Source organism: Aeromonas sp. Y318-3 (assembly GCF_027706185.1).
GTDB lineage: Bacteria > Pseudomonadota > Gammaproteobacteria > Enterobacterales > Aeromonadaceae > Aeromonas > Aeromonas veronii.
Window position 1 is genome coordinate 85,807 of the sequence record NZ_JAPDCN010000011.1, and the last position, 20,724, is coordinate 106,530.

Annotated in this window: 20 protein-coding genes; 7 read left to right on the forward strand and 13 right to left on the reverse strand. The window is 57.1% G+C overall.

Features of this window, described 5'->3' with window-relative positions; translation table 11 throughout:
- Positions 1-30 precede the first annotated feature (30 nt).
- From OKB77_RS15635 to OKB77_RS15645, 3 genes are all read right to left on the reverse strand, one after another.
- Positions 31-471: a DUF2489 domain-containing protein gene (locus OKB77_RS15635; RefSeq protein WP_005339712.1), complete on the reverse strand. Its 441-nt coding sequence runs from the start codon at positions 469-471 to the stop codon at positions 31-33.
- Between the two features lie 11 nt (positions 472-482).
- Positions 483-1,070 (reverse strand): Der GTPase-activating protein YihI, encoded by a 588-nt coding sequence (gene yihI / locus OKB77_RS15640; protein WP_118854380.1) that lies wholly within the window; start codon positions 1,068-1,070, stop codon positions 483-485.
- Positions 1,071-1,906: 836 nt separating this feature from the next.
- Positions 1,907-2,524: a c-type cytochrome gene (locus OKB77_RS15645; RefSeq protein ID WP_005339710.1), complete on the reverse strand. Its 618-nt coding sequence runs from the start codon at positions 2,522-2,524 to the stop codon at positions 1,907-1,909.
- 142 nt (positions 2,525-2,666) lie between these two features.
- Between OKB77_RS15645 and yihA the strand changes: the two genes are divergently transcribed.
- Positions 2,667-3,323: a ribosome biogenesis GTP-binding protein YihA/YsxC gene (gene yihA / locus OKB77_RS15650; RefSeq protein ID WP_199415263.1), complete on the forward strand. Its 657-nt coding sequence runs from the start codon at positions 2,667-2,669 to the stop codon at positions 3,321-3,323.
- A 776-nt stretch (positions 3,324-4,099) separates the two neighbouring features.
- Here the strand turns inward: yihA and OKB77_RS15655 are convergent.
- The 9 genes from OKB77_RS15655 to OKB77_RS15695 form a co-directional block, all read right to left on the reverse strand.
- Positions 4,100-4,360 (reverse strand): DUF1488 domain-containing protein, encoded by a 261-nt coding sequence (locus OKB77_RS15655; RefSeq protein WP_069555578.1) that lies wholly within the window; start codon positions 4,358-4,360, stop codon positions 4,100-4,102.
- Positions 4,357-5,178, reverse strand: a complete 822-nt coding sequence (aroE, locus tag OKB77_RS15660; protein ID WP_115521560.1) for a shikimate dehydrogenase — start codon at positions 5,176-5,178, stop codon at positions 4,357-4,359. The genes OKB77_RS15655 and aroE overlap by 4 nt, the downstream gene beginning before the upstream one ends.
- 103 nt (positions 5,179-5,281) lie before the next feature.
- Complete coding sequence (gene hemF / locus OKB77_RS15665; RefSeq protein ID WP_005357520.1) at positions 5,282-6,190, reverse strand: oxygen-dependent coproporphyrinogen oxidase; 909 nt, start codon at positions 6,188-6,190, stop codon at positions 5,282-5,284.
- A 112-nt stretch (positions 6,191-6,302) separates the two neighbouring features.
- Positions 6,303-6,863: a Sua5/YciO/YrdC/YwlC family protein gene (locus OKB77_RS15670; RefSeq protein ID WP_150390122.1), complete on the reverse strand. Its 561-nt coding sequence runs from the start codon at positions 6,861-6,863 to the stop codon at positions 6,303-6,305.
- Between the two features lie 135 nt (positions 6,864-6,998).
- Positions 6,999-7,502 carry a 5-(carboxyamino)imidazole ribonucleotide mutase gene (gene purE, locus OKB77_RS15675; RefSeq protein WP_005339704.1) on the reverse strand — a complete coding sequence of 168 codons (504 nt, stop codon included), beginning with the start codon at positions 7,500-7,502 and terminating at the stop codon, positions 6,999-7,001.
- A gap of 74 nt (positions 7,503-7,576) precedes the next feature.
- On the reverse strand, positions 7,577-8,134 hold the full coding sequence (locus OKB77_RS15680; protein WP_005339702.1) for a DNA topoisomerase family protein: 558 nt from the start codon (positions 8,132-8,134) through the stop codon (positions 7,577-7,579).
- 55 nt (positions 8,135-8,189) lie between these two features.
- Positions 8,190-8,663, reverse strand: coding sequence for a DUF494 family protein (locus OKB77_RS15685; RefSeq protein WP_005339699.1), 474 nt, complete (start codon positions 8,661-8,663; stop codon positions 8,190-8,192).
- Entirely contained in the window at positions 8,656-9,771 is a 1,116-nt protein-coding gene (gene dprA, locus OKB77_RS15690; protein ID WP_265776090.1) for a DNA-processing protein DprA, read from the reverse strand. Before dprA ends, OKB77_RS15685 begins: the two co-directional genes overlap by 8 nt.
- Before the next feature lies 1 nt (position 9,772).
- Positions 9,773-10,864 carry a LysM peptidoglycan-binding domain-containing protein gene (locus OKB77_RS15695; protein WP_021231485.1) on the reverse strand — a complete coding sequence of 364 codons (1,092 nt, stop codon included), beginning with the start codon at positions 10,862-10,864 and terminating at the stop codon, positions 9,773-9,775.
- 108 nt (positions 10,865-10,972) lie between these two features.
- Here OKB77_RS15695 and def point away from each other — a divergent pair, with 108 nt between their 5' ends.
- The 5 genes from def (at position 10,973) to OKB77_RS15720 (ending at position 16,790) form a co-directional block, all read left to right on the forward strand.
- Positions 10,973-11,485 (forward strand): peptide deformylase, encoded by a 513-nt coding sequence (def, locus tag OKB77_RS15700; RefSeq protein WP_005357510.1) that lies wholly within the window; start codon positions 10,973-10,975, stop codon positions 11,483-11,485.
- Between the two features lie 12 nt (positions 11,486-11,497).
- Positions 11,498-12,442, forward strand: a complete 945-nt coding sequence (gene fmt / locus OKB77_RS15705; RefSeq protein WP_064338967.1) for a methionyl-tRNA formyltransferase — start codon at positions 11,498-11,500, stop codon at positions 12,440-12,442.
- A gap of 60 nt (positions 12,443-12,502) precedes the next feature.
- Positions 12,503-13,795 carry a 16S rRNA (cytosine(967)-C(5))-methyltransferase RsmB gene (rsmB, locus tag OKB77_RS15710; protein WP_005341964.1) on the forward strand — a complete coding sequence of 431 codons (1,293 nt, stop codon included), beginning with the start codon at positions 12,503-12,505 and terminating at the stop codon, positions 13,793-13,795.
- Positions 13,796-13,874: 79 nt separating this feature from the next.
- Positions 13,875-15,251 carry a Trk system potassium transporter TrkA gene (trkA, locus tag OKB77_RS15715; protein WP_005339689.1) on the forward strand — a complete coding sequence of 459 codons (1,377 nt, stop codon included), beginning with the start codon at positions 13,875-13,877 and terminating at the stop codon, positions 15,249-15,251.
- Positions 15,252-15,347: 96 nt separating this feature from the next.
- Positions 15,348-16,790: a TrkH family potassium uptake protein gene (locus tag OKB77_RS15720; protein WP_069527008.1), complete on the forward strand. Its 1,443-nt coding sequence runs from the start codon at positions 15,348-15,350 to the stop codon at positions 16,788-16,790.
- 249 nt (positions 16,791-17,039) lie between these two features.
- Here OKB77_RS15720 and typA read toward each other — a convergent pair whose 3' ends face one another.
- Positions 17,040-18,851 carry a translational GTPase TypA gene (gene typA / locus OKB77_RS15725; protein WP_005339679.1) on the reverse strand — a complete coding sequence of 604 codons (1,812 nt, stop codon included), beginning with the start codon at positions 18,849-18,851 and terminating at the stop codon, positions 17,040-17,042.
- Positions 18,852-19,202: 351 nt separating this feature from the next.
- Here typA and glnA point away from each other — a divergent pair, with 351 nt between their 5' ends.
- The gene (gene glnA / locus OKB77_RS15730) at positions 19,203-20,612 is read left to right on the forward strand and encodes a glutamate--ammonia ligase (protein WP_005339672.1); all 1,410 of its coding nucleotides are present in this window, start codon (positions 19,203-19,205) and stop codon (positions 20,610-20,612) included.
- The last annotated feature ends 112 nt before the right edge of the window (positions 20,613-20,724 follow it).

Sequence of the window (20,724 nt, forward strand, 5' to 3'; positions counted from 1 at the left end):
CTCGCTTCCTCTCTTGTTGTTATTGTTGGCTCACCGACCTAACTGAAAATCCTTCAGCTGGGCCACATCCTTGAGGATCTGAGCCTCCAGCTCGGCCTCGTAGCCGCTGCGTTCGAGATCCATCTTCATCACTTCATTGCGCTTGAGGGCGCGTCTGGCCTCATGAGTCGGCATATCTTTCACCTTCTCATACAGCCCGTACAGACCCGGGAACTCGGCAACGAACGCTCGCCCCCCCTTGATCTGCAACGCATCCAGCAGATTGGTCAGCCGAATGGCGCCTTCGGAGTAATCGCACTGCCCCTCCTGCACCGCATGAGCAATGACCCGCACGCTCTCCAGAATTCGCTCATTGCGAGCAGTTATAGCCTGCCACTGCATCGCTTGCTGTCGTCTCAGTCTGGCCAGCAGCATGCCTGCATAGATGGCCAATCCTGACAAAATCAGGCCGCCCAACAGGGCGGCCAGCATCCATCCACTCATCACTTTTTCTTCGGCTCAGGCTTGGGTTCCGGCTTGAAATCGACCTGGTTGAAACGGTCCCACAACTCCTCTTCGGAGGCCGGTTTCTGCTCGTCGAACTCGGCGTCATCGCCATCATCAAACGGCAGCTCATCATCTTCATCATCGTCGTTGTCGATGATGCCCAGCTCATCCATCAGCTCCTGATAACGGTCGACACGCTGATCAACCCAGGCCTGCTCGGCCGCTTCCAGGGTTTCACCGGCATCAAGACGATCCAGCAGATCATTCAAGCGGTCATCGTTTTCGATGGAAGCCAGCTCCTGCTCGGGCGTCATCACCAGCTTCTTCTCTTTCACCGCCTTGGGGGCTGTCGGCTTCTTCTGTTTGTCATCCACCACCAGAACTACCGGCTTGCGGGAACCGATACGCGGATCTTTGGACTGGCTGTTGCCAGACTTGTTCTTCGGCTGTTCAACTTGCTGACGAGAACCCGCCTTCAGGCCCTTTCGCTTGGCAGCCCGTTTACGCTCACGGCCTTCCTGAGCACTGACATCAGATTCTTTGCGCTTGCCAGTAGGCTTGCGAGTGGGTTGTTTGGCAGACATGAATGGCTAACTCCGAAAATAACTGGTTTGACCCGTACCCGGGATGATCTCACCCGGTGGGATACGATGCGAGGAACAGTAAGGCTGGAACAAGAGCAGGATCCCGCACCAATCAGGCCCAATCAGGCCACTGAACACCGCAGGATCGGTATCCTCTGGGCATGTTGCTGGTATTTTGACACAGAATGGCTAATCGGGTTAATGACCCAAAAGAAAAAAGGCAGCCGAAGCTGCCTTGATATGTTCATGCGTGCGCCATCCTGAATGGCAAAACAATCTGTTTCGTCCTCTCAATGACAACTTGTCGCCGCATCATATCGTTGTGTGGTCATCCTGACCTTATATTGGTCGTTCCTGAATGTGCGTGTGCTTGTTTGACCCGTCTCGACCGCATCCTGCCATCGTGCCGGGGAGTCTGCATCCCGCAACCCCATCCCGCTCCGGAGATGGTCACCATCCTGATCCTTCAATCCTTTGCCAGCTCATCCGAGCCCATGGCATCCCGCCACGCCAGCCATCCTCTGCTCACAACACCCTGTCGTGAAACCGCCACCCAATCCGTGGGTGAATCCATTAAGCCTACTGTACCAACTCTATAAAGCGGCTCAATCCACTCAAAACATTCTCAACATGTCGAAAGATATCAATATTCATATAATTTGTTGATAAATAATGATTATTTAATATTTTATGCAATTTTATGAGCCTTGGCCTGCCTTGAGAATGGGAGATCTCTTACAGAACGGGGGGATTAAACCGAGAATTATCTGAAAGCCATAAAAACAACGGGGAGCCCAAGCTCCCCGTTTCAACTCAAATCGACCGTATCGACTATATCAGTGCAGACCCGCCACATATTTGGAGAGGGCTTCGATATCCTGATCAGTAAGTTTCTTGGCAACGTCCCGCATCATGCCGTTCGGATCGTTGTCGCGCGTCCCGGCACGGAATGCGGTGAGCTGAGCCTTGATATAGGCAGGATGCTGGCCGGACAGGTTGGGATACTTCGCCTGCTCGACACCAGAGCCACGAGGACCATGACAAGCCGTACAAGCTGCCAGACCACGACTCATGTCACCACCCATATAGAGTGCCTTGCCCGCTTCGACCACGTCGTCAGGGACAGCGATAGGGGTAACCTTCAGGCTGGAGAAATAAGCCGCCAGGTCATCCATGTCCTGTTCCGACAAAGGTAACGCCATCGGCCCCATCACTGGCGCAACCCGGCCAATTTGACCAGAAGCGGCAGCCTTCAGTTCAACTAACTGCTTTTTGATATATGATGCGTGCTGACCAGCAATTTTGGGGTACATATCAACCAGGCTGTTTCCGTCCGGTCCATGACAAGCCGCACAAACGGCAGCCTTGGTCTGTCCCGCAGCGGCATCGCCCTTGGCTTGTGCCATCCCCGTTACGCCAACCATCAGAGCAAGAGTAATGACTAGGTTCTTCATGGCGTTCCAACTTTTCGTTATTAGGCTTCCAGATCCCATGCCGCTGAAGGCATGTTAAAATAAACGCGTTTAAGCGACGCTATTTTACACCATTTTACAAAAAAGTAACTCTATAACCCTCTATCTCCATGGGGAATTTACGTTGGATACACAAACTCTGAATTTCAATAAGGTGCATTTTGTGACCAGCGCACCCGACATCCGTCACCTGCCAAATGATGGGGGTGTCGAGATCGCGTTTGCCGGCCGTTCCAACGCCGGTAAGTCATCTGCATTGAACACCTTAACCAAACACAAGAACCTGGCGCGCACCAGTAAGACACCCGGTCGTACCCAGCTGATCAACCTGTTTGAGCTGGAACCGGGCAAGCGTCTGGTCGACTTGCCGGGTTATGGTTATGCGCAAGTTCCGCTGGAAATGAAGCTCAAGTGGCAAAAGTCACTGGCAGAGTATCTGCAGCGCCGTGAGTCATTGAAAGGTCTGGTGATCCTGATGGACATCCGCCACCCGCTCAAAGATACCGACATGAACATGCTGGAGTGGAGCTCGCACCGTCAGTTGCCCGTCATGCTGCTGCTGACCAAGGCTGACAAATTGAGCCCCGGCCCGCGCAACAACCAGGTGATCAAGGTGCGCCAGGCCGTTGCCAACCTCGGTTCCCAGATCAAGGTCGAAGCGTTCTCCTCCCTCACCAATATCGGTGTGGAGAAGCTGGCGCAAACCCTGACCGAATGGTACGTCAGTGGTGACGATACCGACCTGCTGAACGCTGACGAACAGCAACCTGCCGAGGAGTAATCTACTCCTCGCTCTCCTTGCAATTGGCGGAGCACTCCTCCGCTGATTGAAAGGGTTTCAGATTGCCGCTTTCACCTGCCTCACGACAAACACCCCGCATTCGCCTCCCCGGCTATATCCATTACCGCTTACAGTTCATATAGATAGGAAGTTGATTCACGCAAGGAATTAACATCTAAAGACGTTGAGAGCGTTTTCAAATTCGTTCTTTCAAAACGAACAATAATTACAAAAGGAGACAAAAATGAAATTTAATTACAAGATCTAACCGGAAGGGATAAAAATGAGGCCGGACGACAGTGATGCCATCCAGCCTGAAATAATAAGTTCAAAAAATTGGGAAGAAGCTGAATCTTGAGTACCAGACGACAGGTATTCCTCAAGAAGCAGCCTCATTCTATCAAATGCATCGCCAATTTAAAGCATTTACTCTAAATGGCGCGCATAAAAAAACACCCCGACGAGAACCTCATCGGGGCAGCTATTCAGCCACATTCAATTACGTGAAATAAAAGGTCTGAAAGATAGAACATCTTACCTCTGTACCCTACGCAGACAACTGTACAGCAAAGCAGCAGAAAGTGAAAGTAATTTATGTAATTTAGTTTCACAACTTACAGATTAAGCAAAAATCTTTTATTTTCATACAGATAAAAAAATCCCCAGTACGAATACCGGGGAGTTATAAAGGTGACTAGCTAGCACTTCCTCAACTATCTAGTTAGTCAGCGCCATTTCAAAGTAGTTCCGCTACAAAACAAAAAAACTTTGAAAAATCAGAGATAGATAGCACCATCTTCAGCAAACTCTTGTTCTTCAATGAGTTTTTCAGCAATATCTTCAATATCAAAACGCACACTTTCGAAGGCTCTGACGATGTCATCCTCTCTCGTCAGCGCCAGACCTGTCATTCTCTCCAGTCGCCGATGGCTGATGTAACAATCTATCAGCGCCCCCATCTGCTGGGCAGGAAAACGCACCCGCTGTTCGTCAGCCTGCCACTCCATCAGGTCGGGAAACAGAATCCCCTGGTTCATATCACCCCCAAGTTACGCTTCAACTCTCTCAATACCTGTTTAGTCCCGGGACGAATTCCGCGCCACACGGTAAATGCTTCGGCGGCCTGTTCCACCAGCATGCCGAGTCCATCCATGGTTTGACGGGCCCCATGCTGTTTGGCCCAACTGATAAAGGCCGTATCCGAGGCGCCATACATCATGTCGTAGATTGCAATATCCGTGTGGATCAGGGCGGGAGCCAACGGCGGCAGCTCCCCTTGCAGGCTGGCGGAGGTAGAGTTGATGACGAGATCGAATGACCCTGCCAACTGCTCATAGGTCTGGGCAGTCACATGCCCCAGATCGCAGAATTCGGCAGCCAACTGTTGCGCTTTTGCGTGGGTGCGGTTGGCGATCACCAGCTCGCTCGGCAACTCGGCCAGTAGCGGCGCCAATGCACCGCGAGCCGCGCCACCGGCACCCAGCAGCAGGATCCGGCTATCCGCCAGCGTCACACCATGGGACTTGAGATCGGCGACCAGACCGGCGCCATCGGTATTATCCCCCAGCAACACGCCATCATCGGTCAGCTTGATGGTATTGACCGCGCCCGCCCGCTTGGCCCTTGGGCTCAAGCGATCGACCAGAGTGAATGCCTGCTCCTTGAAGGGAACGGTGACATTGCACCCCTTGCCCCCTTGGGCAAAGAAGGTGCGCAGGGCGTGGGCAAACTCGTCGACGGCGGGTTCAGCCAGCCCATACTCCAGCTCTTGCTGGGTTTGTCTGGCAAACAGGGTGTGAATGAAGGGGGACTTGCTGTGGCGCACCGGGTGGCCAAAAACCAGATAACGATCCATCAAAGAGTTCCATCAGAGGGCAATATTCCGATTTAACGGGTTTTCGCACTCGGGAACAAGCCGAATAACGGCCAGTAAAAAGGGACCATCATGGCCCCTCGGGTCACAGCCATTCTCGCGGCGTGAGGTAATCGGTGTAGAGCAAGGCTTCAGGAGTGCCCGCCTCCGGCTGCCAGTCATACTCCCAACGTGCCAGCGGTGGCATAGACATCAGGATCGACTCGGTACGTCCGCCGGTCTGCAACCCGAACAGGGTGCCCCGGTCATACACCAGATTGAACTCCACATAACGACCGCGGCGATAGAGCTGGAACTCCCGCTCCCGCTCGCCATAGGGCAGAGCCTTGCGTCGCTCGATGATCGGCAGGTAGGCATCGAGATAACCCCGACCTACCGCCTGCATAAAAGCAAAGCAGTCGGCAAAGGGCCAGCGATTCAGATCGTCGAAGAAGAGACCGCCCACCCCTCGCGTCTCGTTGCGGTGTTTGAGGAAGAAGTAGCGATCGCACCAGGATTTGAACTCGGGGTAGATCTCATCACCAAAGGGCTGGCAGAGATCACGGGAGACCTGATGCCAGTGCTGCACATCCTCGGCAAACGGGTAGAAGGGCGTCAAATCGAAACCACCACCAAACCACCAAATGGGCTCTTCACCCTCTTTCTCGGCGATGAAGAAACGGACGTTGGCATGGCTGGTCGGCACATAGGGGTTGTGCGGATGGATCACCAGCGACACGCCCATCGCCTCGAACTTGCGACCGGCCAACTCTGGCCGATGGGCTGTAGCAGAGGCAGGCATGGCATCGCCATAGACATGGGAGAAGTTGACGCCCCCCTGCTCGATCACAGCGCCGTGGCGCAGCACACGGGTGCGACCACCGCCACCGCCTTCACGGCTCCAGGCATCTTCCACAAAGTGTCCACTGCCATCGGCCTGCTCCAGACCACGGCAGATCTCGTCCTGCAACTGCAACAGGAAGGCCTTGACCTGGGCCACATCCGGTTTGCTCATCTTGTCTCCAGTCAGGCAGGATCGTGAACGCCCTGTCCATTTTTATAGTTAAATCAATCCGGTGAGCTCACCACTCAGCAGATTGATAGCAAATCATGACGTATCCGCCAGCTCAGGAGGGGCGGATAATGGCGCCGGTTCGGGCGTCCTTGATCTCGGAGGGGTTAGCTTGACCACCCACTTCACCGGGCAGGATATAGGCCAACTTGCTTGCCAGCCGCTCACCAATATCGGCCACCCGACGGGCAGGCTCCTCACCGGTCAGGTTGGCGCTGGTAGAAACCAGCGGCTTGCCAAAGGCGCGACACAACGCCTGCACCTGAGGATGAGCCGTCACGCGTACCGCGAGGGTCTCGAATTGCCCGGTCAGCCAAGCCGGCGTCGTTGCACGGGCAGGCATGATCCAGGTAAAAGGACCGGGCCAGCTGGCTTCAACCCGAGCTAGCTGCTCACCGCTAAGCTGGCTCAGATCGATGTAATCCTGCAGCTGTGCCATGTCGGCAGCAATCAGGATCAACCCCTTCTCTACCGGACGCTGCTTGATGGCCAGCAGTCGCAGCACCGCCACTTCGGAGTCGGGATCACATCCCAGACCAAACACGGCCTCGGTCGCATAAGCGATCACCCCTTCCTGCTGGAGGGCAGCAACCGCCTGTTCAAATTCATTTGGCATAGGAAAAATGCGGCAGCTTGGCTGCCGCCTCGTCACTTAGAAGCAAGTTGAACCGATATGGTGGCGATCATGGCGAAGTGACGTTTTTGCTGTGGCACAGGGGAAAACGACACATCCGGATCGCCACCGGCTCACTTACTTGAGTTGAGCCTGCAGGGCGGCATCCTTGGCCATCACCTCTTCGGCATTCTTCTGGCGTTCGGCCCGAACCTTGGCCGCCAGTTCATCATCGGCTACTGCCAGCATCTGGGCTGCCAGATAACCTGCGTTCTTGGCACCGGCTTTGCCGATCGCCACGGTCGCTACCGGTACACCACCCGGCATCTGCACGGTGGAGAGCAGCGCATCCAGCCCCTTGAGCGGACCACCGTCGATGGGCACCCCGATCACGGGACGAGTCGTGATGCCGGCTACGGCACCCGCCAGATGCGCCGCCAGACCGGCAGCACAGATAAAGACCTTGCAGCCACGGGCCTCGGCATCGGTCACATACTGATGGGTCGCAGCCGGCGTGCGGTGCGCGGAGGTGACTTTGACTTCCACTGCGATATCAAATGACTTGAGCACCTCGAGGGTAGTCTGCATCACGGGGAAATCAGAATCAGAGCCCATCAATACGGCAACAAAGGGTTTATTCATGGTGGGAATTTCCTTACTCCAAGTGGGGGGTTGAAGTTCACCGAAAACGTTTCAATCCGGTTGCGGCGGCGGGATTATACCTGCTCACTTTGGTGGCCGCATTTCTTTTGCGGACAGACCCAACGCAGAGTTCCCCTCACTTTTTTCTCTACCATGATGCCCCAACCACACGCGGGACAAGGCATGGGGATCGGCTTGTCGTTCACCACATATTTGCAATGGGGATAGCCATCACAGGAGTAAAACTGCTTGCCGTAGCGGGAGGTGCGGCTCACCAGATGACCCTTGCCGCACTCGGGGCAGAGGATCTGGGTATCATCGCTCTCCTGCAGGGATTCGATGTGCTGACAGGCCGGATACTGGGTACAACCGACAAAGAGACCGTAACGCCCCTTCTTGATCGCCAGCGGCTCTCCGCAGTCGGGACAGGCAGAGCCTTCGAGCACCTTTTCGATGTCGCGGCCGGATGGCGTCAGGGAGCGGATGTAATCACAGGCAGGATAGGCAGAACAGCCAAGAAAGGGGCCATGTTTGCCCTGGCGGATCACCAGCTCGGCCCCGCACTGCGGGCACGGCTCGCGCTCGAAGGCATGTTCGTGGGCTGAAAAGAGGTGATGATCGATTTTTGACATGGGCCGCGCCTTGAAATCCAGATGGCCTGAATTCTACCAGCGCGGCACCGGACTGTCAGTGAATGACGCCGTCTGACTCATCAAACACCAGCTCTTCCATCTGCTGGTAGGCATTTTCACTGCCCGGTACGTTGAACAGCACCATCATGACGACCCACTTCAGGTCATCCAGTTCGATATCCGGCTTGTCCAGCTCGAGCAGGCGCTCGATACAGATCTCGCGGGTTTCGGCATTCAGCACCTGGGCCTGTTCCAGAAAGAGCAGGAAGCCGCGGCACTCGGTGCTGAGGCGTGCCAGCTCTTGCGGAGCATAGATACGCATCGAGCCTTGCGCGCTGGCGGTGACATAAACCTCCCGCTCGCTATCGTGCAGATTGGCCAGTCGCTCCAGCCAGTCGAGCGCCTTGTCGATCTCTTCTTTATCGAAACCGGCCCGGCTCAACTCGTCGGTGAGCTCATCCTGCTCGACCATCACATCTGCATCGCTGTGGATGTAGGTCTCGAAAAGGTACATCAATACATCAAACATGATTCGCCCTCCTCGCTCTGACGTATCCACCGGCTACCGCCATCACTGCACCAGCCAACTCCAGCTCTACCAACCTGCCCAATACCACTTCGACAGGAAGCTGGGTCCGCTCGGCAACGGTATCCACGCTCGTGGTCTCATAATCTACGTTATCCAACAAATCGGCATAAGGCAATTCGCTATTATGCGGTTGCTCAGATGATGTAACCGACGGATCTGGCCGTGCGACCCACTCTGGCAGCTCTTCCACTATATCGGCCGCACTCAGCACAAGTTTGGCCCCCTGCTGAATTAATCTGTTACACCCTATCGCCTGGGCGTTTTGCGGGGCACCGGGTACCGCAAACACTTCGCGCCCCTGCTCCAATGCATAGCGGGCAGTGATCAGCGAACCGCTCTGCTCGGTCGCCTCCACCACCAGAGTCCCCAGCGACAGACCACTGATAATACGGTTGCGACGAGGAAAATGTTCAGCCAGCGGTCCTTTATCCGGCGCCAGCTCGGATATAAGCAAACCACTGCTCTCCAGAATCTGACCTGCCAGCCCCTGATGGCGTTTGGGGTAGAGGCAATCCAACCCGGAACCCAATACTGCAAGGGTGATACCACCACAAGCCAGCGCTTGCTGATGGCAAACACCATCGATACCAAGCGCAAGGCCCGAGGTGATGGCTAACCCGCATCCAACCAGCTCGCTACAGAGGCGGGAGGCATTATCTTTGCCTGCATAGGTAGGATGGCGTGTCCCCACCATTGCCAGCTGGGGTAGCGACAGCGTAGCAAGATCGCCACGACAGTAGAGCAACAGGGGGGCTGCGGGGATTTCCCGCAACAAGGGTGGATAAATCGGGTGATCTTGCGGAATAAGGAGATTGTCAGGCAAAGCGGTCCAAGCCAGGCTCTGCTCAACCACCGGCGAGGGCCAGCGCAGTTGTTTGATCTGCTCTGACGACAACCCCATACCATGCAGCTGCGCTTCGTCGCTCTGGAACAGGGCCTCAATACTTCCCCCGGCCCGCTCCAACAGACGTGCAGCGGTCACCGGACCGATACCGGTGACCGCATCGAGAGTTAGCCAAAGCGCCAGACGCGCGTCGGGGTAGTTCACGTCAGAAGTGAGTGACCTGATAGCCCGCACTCACCATGTCGTTACTCTGCATGATGAGACCGTAACTCAGCTTGTCATACACCTTGAACAACATGACACGGGCAATCGCTTCAGAGGGCAGTGGTGCCTTCTTGTTGCTGCTGTAAAACACCCGGTTAAAAACCGACGAGAGCTCCTTGTACTGTACATCGCCATTCTTGGTGACCAGAGCAGCACCGGGCCGTCTGACATCCAGTACATCCCCAGCGACCAGTTGATCGCGGCCACCCCGGTTGATCAGCACCACATCAAACTTGCCACCGCCCCGGGTCTTGTTCGGCAAATCGATGATATAGCCCGGCGTGATGGCAGGTGCCGCTTTCGGTGTGAAGACGGCGGGCATGTTCTCCTGAGCGGGCAGCGGCATCACCTTGTCGCCCTGCAGCACTTCGCGCTGGTTATGAGTCAGAGTCACCTCAGTCCGATCGCCATCAAGACGCGCCACGGCCCGCACCACACCGGCAAAGATCGCCTCCTGGCCCAGCAGTTCACCGGTTTCGCGATCCTTGTAGACCACTCCGGGGTGATAAATGCCATAAACCTGCCCCGGAGTCAGGGAGCCCTGCACATAGAGGGTGTCCCCCTCCAGCATGCCGATATGCTTCTGATCCGACCCCAGCAGATAGGGCAAGGTTTTCTGCTGCTGGCTATCAGCCAAAATATGGTCGGTTTGCAGGAAGGGGCCTATCTCGCTGATAGGCAGGGTCGGAATGGGGTTGGCTTTGTTCTCGTAACGGGTTTTCGGGCCGAGACGGATAACTTGCTTGCCCCCCTGCATCGCCTTGCCGAGTTGGGGTTCACCATTGACCCAGCTCAGATGCAGTACATCACCGGGGTAGATCCAGTGAGGATTGGCAATCTGCGGATTGATGTTCCAGAGGCGGGGCCAGAGCCAGGGTTCGGAAAGATACTTGCCGGAGATATCCCACAGGGTGTCGCCTTTTTGCACTACATAGCTTTCGGGGTAACCCGCTTTCAGCCTCAGCTGATCGGCCACTGCTGCCTGACTCACGGTCACCAGCAGGCAGGCGAGGATGGTTTGCTTCAGATACATAACACTCCCTGTTACTTCTGTACGCAAAGTGTTGCTGTTTTTTGTCGGCGTAAATGACTAGAATTACGCCAATATTGACTGCATTTATAAGAAACTAAAGAAAAAACTATGGCCATTCTAGATGTATTGCGTTTTCCCGATGAGCGCCTGCGCACCGTTGCAGCCCCTGTCGAGACCTTTACACCCGAGTTACAACAGATTGTAGATGATATGTTCGAAACCATGTACGCGGAGGAAGGCATTGGCTTGGCCGCGACTCAGGTCGACATTCACCAGCGCATCATAGTGATCGATGTCTCTGAAAACCGTGAAGATCCTCTGGTATTGATCAATCCGGAGGTCATCGAGCAGTGCGGCAGCACCGGCATTGAAGAGGGTTGCCTCTCCGTGCCCGGCAGCCGTGCTCTGGTGCCTCGCGCCGAACAGATCAAAATCCGCGCCCTGGATCGCAACGGCAAGCCGTTCGAGCTGGAAGCCGACGATCTGCTCGCCATCTGCATCCAGCATGAGATGGATCATCTGGTCGGCAAGCTGTTTGTGGATTACTTGTCCCCGCTCAAGCGCCAGCGCATTCGCCAGAAGCTGGAAAAGATGGCCCGTGAAGATCGCAAAGTCCTCTGAGGATCTGCCCCATTGAATAAGCTGAAACTGATTTTTGCCGGTACTCCCGACTTCGCCGCCCGTCACCTGGCGGCGTTGTTGTCTTCCGACCACGAGGTCGTTGCCGTTTATACCCAGCCTGACAAGCCCGCTGGCCGTGGCCAGAAGCTCACCGCCAGCCCGGTCAAAGAGCTGGCATTGGCCCACAACCTGCCGGTTTACCAACCTGCCTCTCTGCGCAAGGAAGAGGCGCAAGCCGAACTGGCCGCCCTTGGCGCCGACCTGATGGTGGTAGTTGCCTATGGCCTGATCCTGCCCAAGGTGGTGCTCGATACCCCGCGTCTGGGCTGCATCAACGTCCATGGCTCCCTGCTGCCTCGCTGGCGCGGTGCCGCACCGATCCAGCGATCTATCTGGGCGGGCGATGCCGAAACTGGCGTCACCATCATGCAGATGGATGTGGGATTGGATACCGGCGCCATGATCCGCAAAGTGACCTGCCCCATCGCCGCCGACGAGACCTCCGCCAGCCTCTATGACAAGCTGGCCGAGCTGGGCCCGCAGGCACTGGTCGACACCATCAATGCCATGGCCGCCGGTGAAACCGCTGCCGAGGCGCAAGATGATGCGCTGGCCAACTACGCCGAAAAGCTCTCCAAGGAAGAGGCCCGCATCGACTGGTCGATGGAGGCTGTTGCCATCGAACGCTGCATCCGCTCGTTCAACCCCTGGCCCATCAGCTGGTTTGAAGTGGCTGACCAGACCGTCAAGGTATGGCAAGCCGCCGTCATTGACAGCGACCACGGCCAACCCGCCGGCACCCTGCTCAAGGCCGACAAGCAGGGGATCGATATCGCGACCGGCAAAGGGGTACTGCGCCTGCTGACCCTGCAACCGCCCGGCAAGAAGGCGATGTCCGTTTCGGATCTGCTCAACTCTCGCCGCGACTGGTTTGAACCCGGCACGCAATTGAATTGAACTGGATTGAATTGACACAAGCGGGGCCCAGGCACCGACTTGCGCATCTAAGGTAACTCTATGAAAACACGTGCACAGGCCGCTCTCGTTATTCAACAGGTGCTGGATCAGGGTCAATCCCTCTCCGCTGTTCTGCCTGCTGCCCAGGAGAAAGTTGCACCTCGCGATCGCGCTCTCCTGCAAGAACTCTGCTACGGCACCCTGCGCTGGCTACCCCGCCTCGATGCGGCAGTCAACGAGATGATGGACAAGCCGCTCAAGAATAAGAGCCGCATTTTCCACTACCTCATCCTGGTCGGTCTCTATCAACTCATCTACACTCGCATTCCGGCTCACGCCGCGGTGGCCGAGACCGTCAACGCCGTCAAACTGCTCAAGGGCACCTCCCTGCGTGGCCTCATCAACGGCGTGCTGCGCAACTTCCAGCGCAGCGCCGAAGTCATTTTGCTGCGTATCGACCGCGTTCCCAGCATTCGCCTCGGTCATCCGGAGTGGCTCACCAAGCGCCTGCGTCAGGCCTATCACGATGAGTGGGAATTCATCATGGAGGCGAACAACCAGCGCCCCCCCATGTGGATCCGCAACAACAGCCAGCGCCAGAGCCGCGATGCCATGCTGGCTCGCATGGCTGAAGCCGGCATCAATGCCGTGGCCGGTGAAGAGGGAGAGGATTGCATCCTGCTGGAGCGTCCCTGCGATGTGACCAAGCTGCCCGGCTTCGAGGTCGGTGACTGCTCGGTACAGGATGGTGCAGCACAACAGGCCGCGGCACTGCTCGACCCGCAACCGGGTGAGTGGGTGCTGGATGCCTGCGCCGCCCCCGGCGGCAAGACCGCACACCTGCTGGAGCGTCAGCCCAAGCTGGCCGGGGTGGTCGCCGTTGATGCCGACGAGAACCGCCTCAAGCGGGTGCAGGAGAACCTGGATCGCATCGGCCTGACCGCCAAAGTGATCCACGGCGATGCCGCGGCACCGGAACAGTGGTGGCCGGAGGGCCAGTTCGACCGCATCCTGCTGGACGCCCCCTGCTCCGCCACCGGTGTTATCCGTCGCCACCCCGACATCAAGTGGTTGCGCCGTGATCAGGACATCCGCGAGCTGGCCGAGCTGCAGCGCCGCATTCTCAATGCCCTCTGGGGCAAGCTGAAGAGCGGCGGCACCCTGCTCTACGCCACCTGCTCCGTCCTGCCGGAAGAGAATCGCGACCAGATCCGCGCCTTCCTTGCCGCGACCAAAGATGCCAAATTGGTACCGTTGCACGAACAGGACACCCCGGACTGCCCGGGTCGCCAGTTCCTGCCAGGTGAAGCCGAGATGGATGGCTTCTACTACGCCAAGCTGGTCAAGCTGTGACGCTGACATGCTTCTTCCGGGGCAATCGCCATGCAGGCGAAATGCCCCTTTACTGCCTCAACGTGAGTAGACGTTCCCTATGAAAATCATCATTTTGGGAGCCGGCCAGGTCGGCGGCACTCTGGCCGAGAACCTGGCCGGAGAGAACAACGACATCACCATCGTCGATACCGACAGTGAGCGCCTGCGGGAGTTACAAGACAAGTTCGACCTGCGGGTAGTCAACGGGCACGGCGCACACCCCAAGGTGCTGCGCGAAGCGGGGGCTCAGGATGCCGACATGCTGGTCGCCGTCACCAACAGTGACGAGACCAACATGATCGCCTGTCAGGTGGCCTACTCCCTGTTCAACACCCCGAACAAAGTGGCACGGATCCGCTCGCCAGCCTATCTGACCGAGCGGGATCGCCTGTTCCTGCCGGAATCGGTGCCGGTGGATCACCTGATCGCGCCGGAGCAGTTGGTGACCGACTATGTGCGTCGCCTGATCGAATATCCGGGCGCCCTGCAAGTGGTTGATTTCGCTGGTGGCCGCGTCGGTCTGGTGGCGGTCAAGGCCTACTACGGTGGCCCGCTGGTGGGCAACGCCCTCTCCACCCTGCGCGAGCACATGCCTAACATCGAAACTCGGGTAGCGGCCATCTTCCGTCAGGGCCGCCCGATCCGTCCGCAAGGTACCACCATCATCGAAGCGGATGACGAGGTCTTCTTCGTCGCCGCCGCGGGCCATATCCGTGCCGTGATGTCGGAGCTGCAGCGCCTCGAGAGCCCCTACCGTCGCATCATGATCGTCGGTGGTGGCAACATCGGCGCGGGTCTCGCCCGCCAGCTGGAGAAGCGCTACAGCGTCAAGCTTATCGAGCGCAACCAGAAGCGGGCGGAGCAGCTCTCCGAACTGCTGGAGAACACCATCGTCTTCTGCGGCGATGCGGCGGATCAGGAGCTGCTGGCCGAGGAGCACATCGACCAGATCGACGTCTTCATCGCCGTGACCAACGAGGATGAGGCCAACATCATGTCGGCGCTGCTCGCCAAGAAGATGGGCGCCAAGAAGACCATGGTGCTGATCCAGCGCGGCGCCTACGTCGATCTGGTGCAGGGTGGCTCCATCGATATCGCCATCTCGCCGCAGCAGGCCACCATTTCGGCGCTGTTGACCCATGTGCGCCGGGCCGATATCGCCAACGTCTACAGCCTGCGCCGCGGCGCGGCCGAGGCGATCGAGGCGATTGCCCACGGCGATGAGAACACCTCCAAGGTGGTCGGCAAGACGGTGGGCGAGCTCAAGCTGCCGCCGGGCACCACCATCGGTGCCGTGGTGCGCGGGGATGAGGTGCTGATCGCCCACGATCGCACCAAGATCCAGCAGGATGACCACGTGGTCATGTTCCTGGTGGACAAGAAGTACATCCCGGAAGTGGAGCGGCTGTTCCAGCCAAGCCCCTTCTTCCTGTAACGTCTTCATGCGCACAGGCTGTCAAACCAGACCCGGCTCAGCTCCCCCAAGGGGATGGTCCGGGTCTTTTGTTAATCAACGACCAGGTTATCGAACATGATCAAGCTGCGTCCCATTATCTTCACCCTCGGGCTGGTGCTCTCCAAGCTGGCGCTCTTCATGTGGCTGCCCACCTTGCTGGCACTGCTCACCGGGTCAGAGGGATTTGTCGAGTTTCTCAAGTCCGTGCTGATCACCCACGGCGCCGCCCTGCTCTGCCTCCACTACGGTCGCAAGGCGGAGTTTCATCTGGGGGTGCGGGAGATGTTCCTGCTCACCACCTCGGTCTGGGTGGTGGCCTGCATCTTCGGCGCCCTGCCCTTTGTCTTCATCACCCACATCAACTTCACCGACGCCTACTTCGAGACCATGTCGGGGGTGACCACCACGGGCTCCACCGTGCTCTCCGGCCTCGACAACATGGCCCACAGCATCCTGTTGTGGCGATCCATCCTGCAGTGGCTGGGCGGGGTCGGCTTTATCGTGATGGCGGTAGCCGTGCTGCCCTACCTCAACGTCGGCGGTATGAAGCTGTTCCAGACCGAGAGCTCGGACTGGTCGGACAAAAGCGCCCCGCGTGCCAAGACGGTCGCCAACAACATCGTCGTGGTCTATCTGGTGCTCTCCATGCTCTGCTTCATGGCCTACTGGGCCAGCGGCATGAACATGTTCGAGGCGATCAACCACGCCATGACCACTCTCAGTACCGGCGGCTACTCCACCTCCGATCAATCCATGTCCCACTTCTCCAACTCGGCACACTGGATTGGCACCCTGTTCATGTTCCTCGGCGGCCTGCCCTTCCTGCTCTATGTACAGAGCCTCAACCACAGGGACAACAGCCTGTTCAAGGATGCCCAGGTGCGCGGCTTCTTCTGGCTGGTGGTCTGGGTCACCGTCATCATGACCTTCTATCTGTGGGAGAGAGACCTGTTCGGCTTCTGGGATGCCCTGCGCATCAGCTGCTTCAACATCGTCTCGGTGCTCACCACCACCGGCTACGGCCTTGGTGACTTTGGCACTTGGGGGCCGCTCGCCAGCATCGTCTTCATCGTGCTGCTGGCTCTTGGGGCCTGTTCAGGCTCCACTGCGGGTGGTCTCAAGATCTTCCGGGTACAGGTGGCATTCGCCCTGTTCAGAAAGCAGATGCGCCAGCTGATGCACCCCTCTGCCGTCTTCCCCCAGAAGTACAATGGCCGGACGGTCAATGACGCCATCATCCGCTCGATGATCTCCTTCGTACTGGCCTACTTCGCCATCATTCTGGTGATAGCTGCACTGTTGGGCGCCATCGGGCTTGACCCCCTGACGGCTATCTCCAGCTCCATCACGGCGGTCGCCAACGTCGGCCCGGGTATGGGCCCGGTGGTCGGCCCCAGCACCAACTTTGCCAGCCTGCCGGAATCGGCCAAATGGCTTTTGTCATTCGGCATGCTGCTGGGACGACTGGAGATCCTGACGGTCGCCGTGCTCTTCTTCCCCTCCTTCTGGCGCCAGTAATCCCTCACTGCAAGCCAGCAAAAAGCCGCAGCGTTCATCCGCTGCGGTTTTTTTATCTCACCATCCCCACGACTTTCGTTCGCCGCTTATCAGCCCACTCATCATCCATTGCTGATGGCCTGAACGAGCTCATCAGGATTGCCAGAGCGGATCACAAGCATAAAAAAACGGACCCAAACCAGAGGTTTGGGTCCGTTTATCAGTGAACCGTCAGCGGCCGCAAGGGCTGCCGAGACTCAGCACATAGCATTAACCACGGCCAGAGCGCTTGCGATCCAGCTCGGTCAGCAATTTCTTGCGGATACGGATGTTCTTCGGAGTCACTTCTACCAGTTCGTCGTTATCGATGAACTCGAGAGCCTGTTCCAGAGTCATGCGGATCGGCGGAGTCAGCACTTGAGCTTCGTCGGTACCGGAGGCACGCATGTTGGTCAGCTGTTTGCCTTTCAGGCAGTTAACAGTCAGGTCGTTGGAACGGGAGTGAATACCGATCACCTGGCCTTCGTACACTTCAGTCGCGTGACCGATGAACAGACGACCACGGTCTTGCAGACCGAACAGGGCGTAAGTCAGGGCCTTACCGGTAGCGTTGGAGATCAGCACGCCATTCTGACGCTCGCCGATGCTGCCACCCTTATGCGGACCGTAGTGGTCGAAGGTGTGGTACAGCAGACCGGTACCTGAGGTCATGGTCATGAACTCGGTCTGGAAACCGATCAGGCCACGGCTCGGGATCATGAAGTCCAGACGGACACGACCCTTGCCATCCGGGGTCATGTTGGTCATTTCGCCTTTACGCAGACCCAGTTGCTCCATCACGGAACCCTGGTGCGCTTCTTCAACGTCCACAGTTACGGTTTCGAACGGTTCCTGCAGAACGCCATCAACGGTACGCAGGATTACTTCCGGACGGGACACAGCCAGTTCGTAACCTTCGCGACGCATGTTTTCGATCAGGATGGAGAGGTGCAGCTCACCACGACCGGATACACGGAACTTGTCCGGATCATCAGTCTCTTCCACACGCAGAGCCACGTTGTGGACCAGCTCCTGGTTCAGACGCTCCAGAATGTTACGGGAGGTCACGAACTTGCCTTCTTTACCAGCGAACGGTGAGGTGTTGACCTGGAAGGTCATGTTCACGGTCGGCTCGTCAACGGAGAGCGGCGGCAGGGCTTCAACGGCACCGTTGTCACAGATGGTGTCGGAGATTTTCAGCTCGCCCAGACCGGTGATAGCGATGATGTCACCCGCTTGCGCGTCGGTAACTTCAGTACGGGACAGACCCAGGTAACCCAGCACCTGACCGACTTTACCATTACGGGTCTTGCCGTCAGCACCAACGATGGTGACTTGCTGGTTGGTCTTGACGCGACCACGAGTGATACGGCCGATACCGATAACACCCACGTAGGAGTTGTAGTCCAGCTGGGAGATCTGCATCTGGAAACCACCTTCGGCATCAGCCTTCGGCGCTTCAACGTTGTCAACGATAGCCTGGAACAGCGGCTCCATGTTCTCGGACTCGACGTCCTGATCCATGGTGGCCCAACCGTTCAGTGCAGAGGCGTAAACAACTTTGAAATCCAGCTGTTCATCAGTCGCGCCCAGGTTGTCGAACAGGTCGAATACCTGATCCATTACCCAGTCAGGACGAGCACCCGGACGGTCAACCTTGTTGATGACCACGATCGGCTTCAGACCCTGAGCGAACGCTTTCTGGGTCACGAAACGGGTTTGCGGCATCGGGCCGTCTACGGCGTCAACCAGCAGCAACACGGAGTCAACCATGGACAATACGCGCTCTACTTCACCACCGAAGTCGGCGTGACCCGGGGTATCAACGATGTTGATGCGGTAGTCATTCCAGCGGATCGCAGTGTTCTTGGCGAGAATGGTGATGCCACGTTCCCGTTCCAGATCATTGGAGTCCATGATCCGTTCCTGGCCTTCCGTGGAGCGGTCCAGGGTGCCGGACTGCTGCAGCAGCTTATCAACCAGAGTCGTTTTGCCGTGGTCAACGTGCGCAATAATCGCAATATTGCGTAAATTCTCTAACATTCTCGCCTCAATCACCGGGTAAAATTGGGCGCTAATTGTACTCTTGCCTTTGTGATCTGCCTAGCAGAATTGCAGTACATTCGCGCATAACAACAGATCTGGATCATAGACCTCTCTGACAAACCCTGCTTAGATGGGCGGTGACCGTATTTCGCGCACCATTACAGTGCACCAAAACGATCCACCATCGCACTAAATTGATGCAACGCGAGTCGAGATCGCCTGATTTTGGGGAGCCTCTTCAGCGAGATTGCCCTGAAATCAAGCTGTCACAAACTTGGCACGATACTGGCTTATGTGAATACGACGACGCATTCACCCAGAGAGTTTTAACACCGGAGGTTACTTAGCATGTCAGCCCAGAACGTTTTGGCCCTGATCCAGGAACACGAAGTCAAGTTTGTTGATCTGCGCTTTACCGACACCAAGGGTAAAGAGCAGCATGTATCCATCCCTGCTCACCAGGTTGATGAAGATTTCTTCGAAGACGGCAAGATGTTCGATGGTTCCTCCATCGGCGGCTGGAAGGGCATCAACGAATCCGACATGGTACTGATGCCGGACGCAGCCTCCGCCAAGCTGGACCCGTTCACCGAAGAGACCACCCTGAACATCGTTTGTGACGTGCTGGAGCCTGCCACCATGCAGGGCTATGACCGCGATCCGCGCTCCATCGCCAAACGTGCAGAAGATTTCCTGAAGTCCAGCGGCATTGCTGACACCGTGCTGTTCGGGCCGGAGCCGGAATTCTTCATGTTCGACAACATTACTTTCTCCAACACCATGGGCCACAGCTTCGTGAAAATCGAATCTGAAGAAGCCGCATGGAACTCCGGCACTGCCTATGAGCATGGCAACAAGGGTCACCGTCCGTTCGTGAAAGGCGGTTACTTCCCGGTTGCACCGGTCGACTCCTCCCAGGATATCCGCGCCGCCATGTGTCTGGTGCTGGAAGAGATGGGCCAGGTCGTTGAAGCTCACCACCACGAAGTGGCCACTGCCGGTCAGAACGAAATCGCTACCCGCTTCAACACTCTTACGCTGAAAGCTGACGAAGTGCAGGTACTGAAGTACGTGATCCACAACGTGGCCCACGCCTACAACAAGACCGTGACCTTCATGCCGAAACCCATGTTCGGTGACAACGGCTCCGGCATGCACTGCCACCAGTCTCTGGCCAAGAACGGCGTCAACCTGTTCGCTGGTGACCTGTACGGCGGTCTGTCCGAGATGGCGCTGCACTACATCGGCGGTATCATCAAGCACGCCAAGGCTATCAACGCCTTCGCCAACCCGACCACCAACTCCTACAAGCGTCTGGTTCCGGGTTATGAAGCACCGGTCATGCTGGCCTACTCTGCCCGCAACCGCTCTGCCTCCATCCGTATCCCGGTGGTACCGAGCCCGAAAGCACGTCGTATCGAAGTGCGCTTCCCGGATCCGGCTGCCAACCCGTACCTGGCCTTCGCAGCCCAGCTGATGGCCGGTCTGGACGGTATCATCAACAAGATCCATCCGGGCGATGCCATGGACAAGAACTTGTATGACCTGCCGCCGGAAGAAGCCGCAGAAGTGCCGACCGTTGCCGGTTCTCTGGACGAAGCCCTGGCTGCTCTGGATGCTGACCGCGAGTTCCTGACCCGCGGCGGCGTGTTCAGCGATGACTTCATCAACTCCTATCTGGAACTGAAACAGCAGGATGTTGACCGCGTGCGCATGACCCCGCACCCGCTGGAGTTCGAACTGTACTACTCCGTCTAAGTCTCAGCAGACTGTCCGTTTAAATCTGGTCAGCTTACTTAATCGTGACAAAACCCGCCATCTGGCGGGTTTTTTCTCTGATAGGATTAAGCAAAATACCGTCAAGGAGAGA

What these genes read in the sequence shown, in the direction of transcription:
- OKB77_RS15635 (WP_005339712.1), bottom strand. Translation starts at nt 471, where the DNA reads ATGCTGGCCGCCCTGTTGGGCGGCCTGATTTTGTCAGGATTGGCCATC.
- yihI (WP_118854380.1), bottom strand. Translation starts at nt 1,070, where the DNA reads ATGTCTGCCAAACAACCCACTCGCAAGCCTACTGGCAAGCGCAAAGAA.
- OKB77_RS15645 (WP_005339710.1), bottom strand. Translation starts at nt 2,524, where the DNA reads ATGAAGAACCTAGTCATTACTCTTGCTCTGATGGTTGGCGTAACGGGG.
- OKB77_RS15655 (WP_069555578.1), bottom strand. Translation starts at nt 4,360, where the DNA reads ATGAACCAGGGGATTCTGTTTCCCGACCTGATGGAGTGGCAGGCTGAC.
- aroE (WP_115521560.1), bottom strand. Translation starts at nt 5,178, where the DNA reads ATGGATCGTTATCTGGTTTTTGGCCACCCGGTGCGCCACAGCAAGTCC.
- hemF (WP_005357520.1), bottom strand. Translation starts at nt 6,190, where the DNA reads ATGAGCAAACCGGATGTGGCCCAGGTCAAGGCCTTCCTGTTGCAGTTG.
- OKB77_RS15670 (WP_150390122.1), bottom strand. Translation starts at nt 6,863, where the DNA reads ATGCCAAATGAATTTGAACAGGCGGTTGCTGCCCTCCAGCAGGAAGGG.
- purE (WP_005339704.1), bottom strand. Translation starts at nt 7,502, where the DNA reads ATGAATAAACCCTTTGTTGCCGTATTGATGGGCTCTGATTCTGATTTC.
- OKB77_RS15680 (WP_005339702.1), bottom strand. Translation starts at nt 8,134, where the DNA reads ATGTCAAAAATCGATCATCACCTCTTTTCAGCCCACGAACATGCCTTC.
- OKB77_RS15685 (WP_005339699.1), bottom strand. Translation starts at nt 8,663, where the DNA reads ATGTTTGATGTATTGATGTACCTTTTCGAGACCTACATCCACAGCGAT.
- OKB77_RS15695 (WP_021231485.1), bottom strand. Translation starts at nt 10,864, where the DNA reads ATGTATCTGAAGCAAACCATCCTCGCCTGCCTGCTGGTGACCGTGAGT.
- def (WP_005357510.1), top strand. Translation starts at nt 10,973, where the DNA reads ATGGCCATTCTAGATGTATTGCGTTTTCCCGATGAGCGCCTGCGCACC.
- rsmB (WP_005341964.1), top strand. Translation starts at nt 12,503, where the DNA reads ATGAAAACACGTGCACAGGCCGCTCTCGTTATTCAACAGGTGCTGGAT.
- trkA (WP_005339689.1), top strand. Translation starts at nt 13,875, where the DNA reads ATGAAAATCATCATTTTGGGAGCCGGCCAGGTCGGCGGCACTCTGGCC.
- OKB77_RS15720 (WP_069527008.1), top strand. Translation starts at nt 15,348, where the DNA reads ATGATCAAGCTGCGTCCCATTATCTTCACCCTCGGGCTGGTGCTCTCC.
- typA (WP_005339679.1), bottom strand. Translation starts at nt 18,851, where the DNA reads ATGTTAGAGAATTTACGCAATATTGCGATTATTGCGCACGTTGACCAC.
- glnA (WP_005339672.1), top strand. Translation starts at nt 19,203, where the DNA reads ATGTCAGCCCAGAACGTTTTGGCCCTGATCCAGGAACACGAAGTCAAG.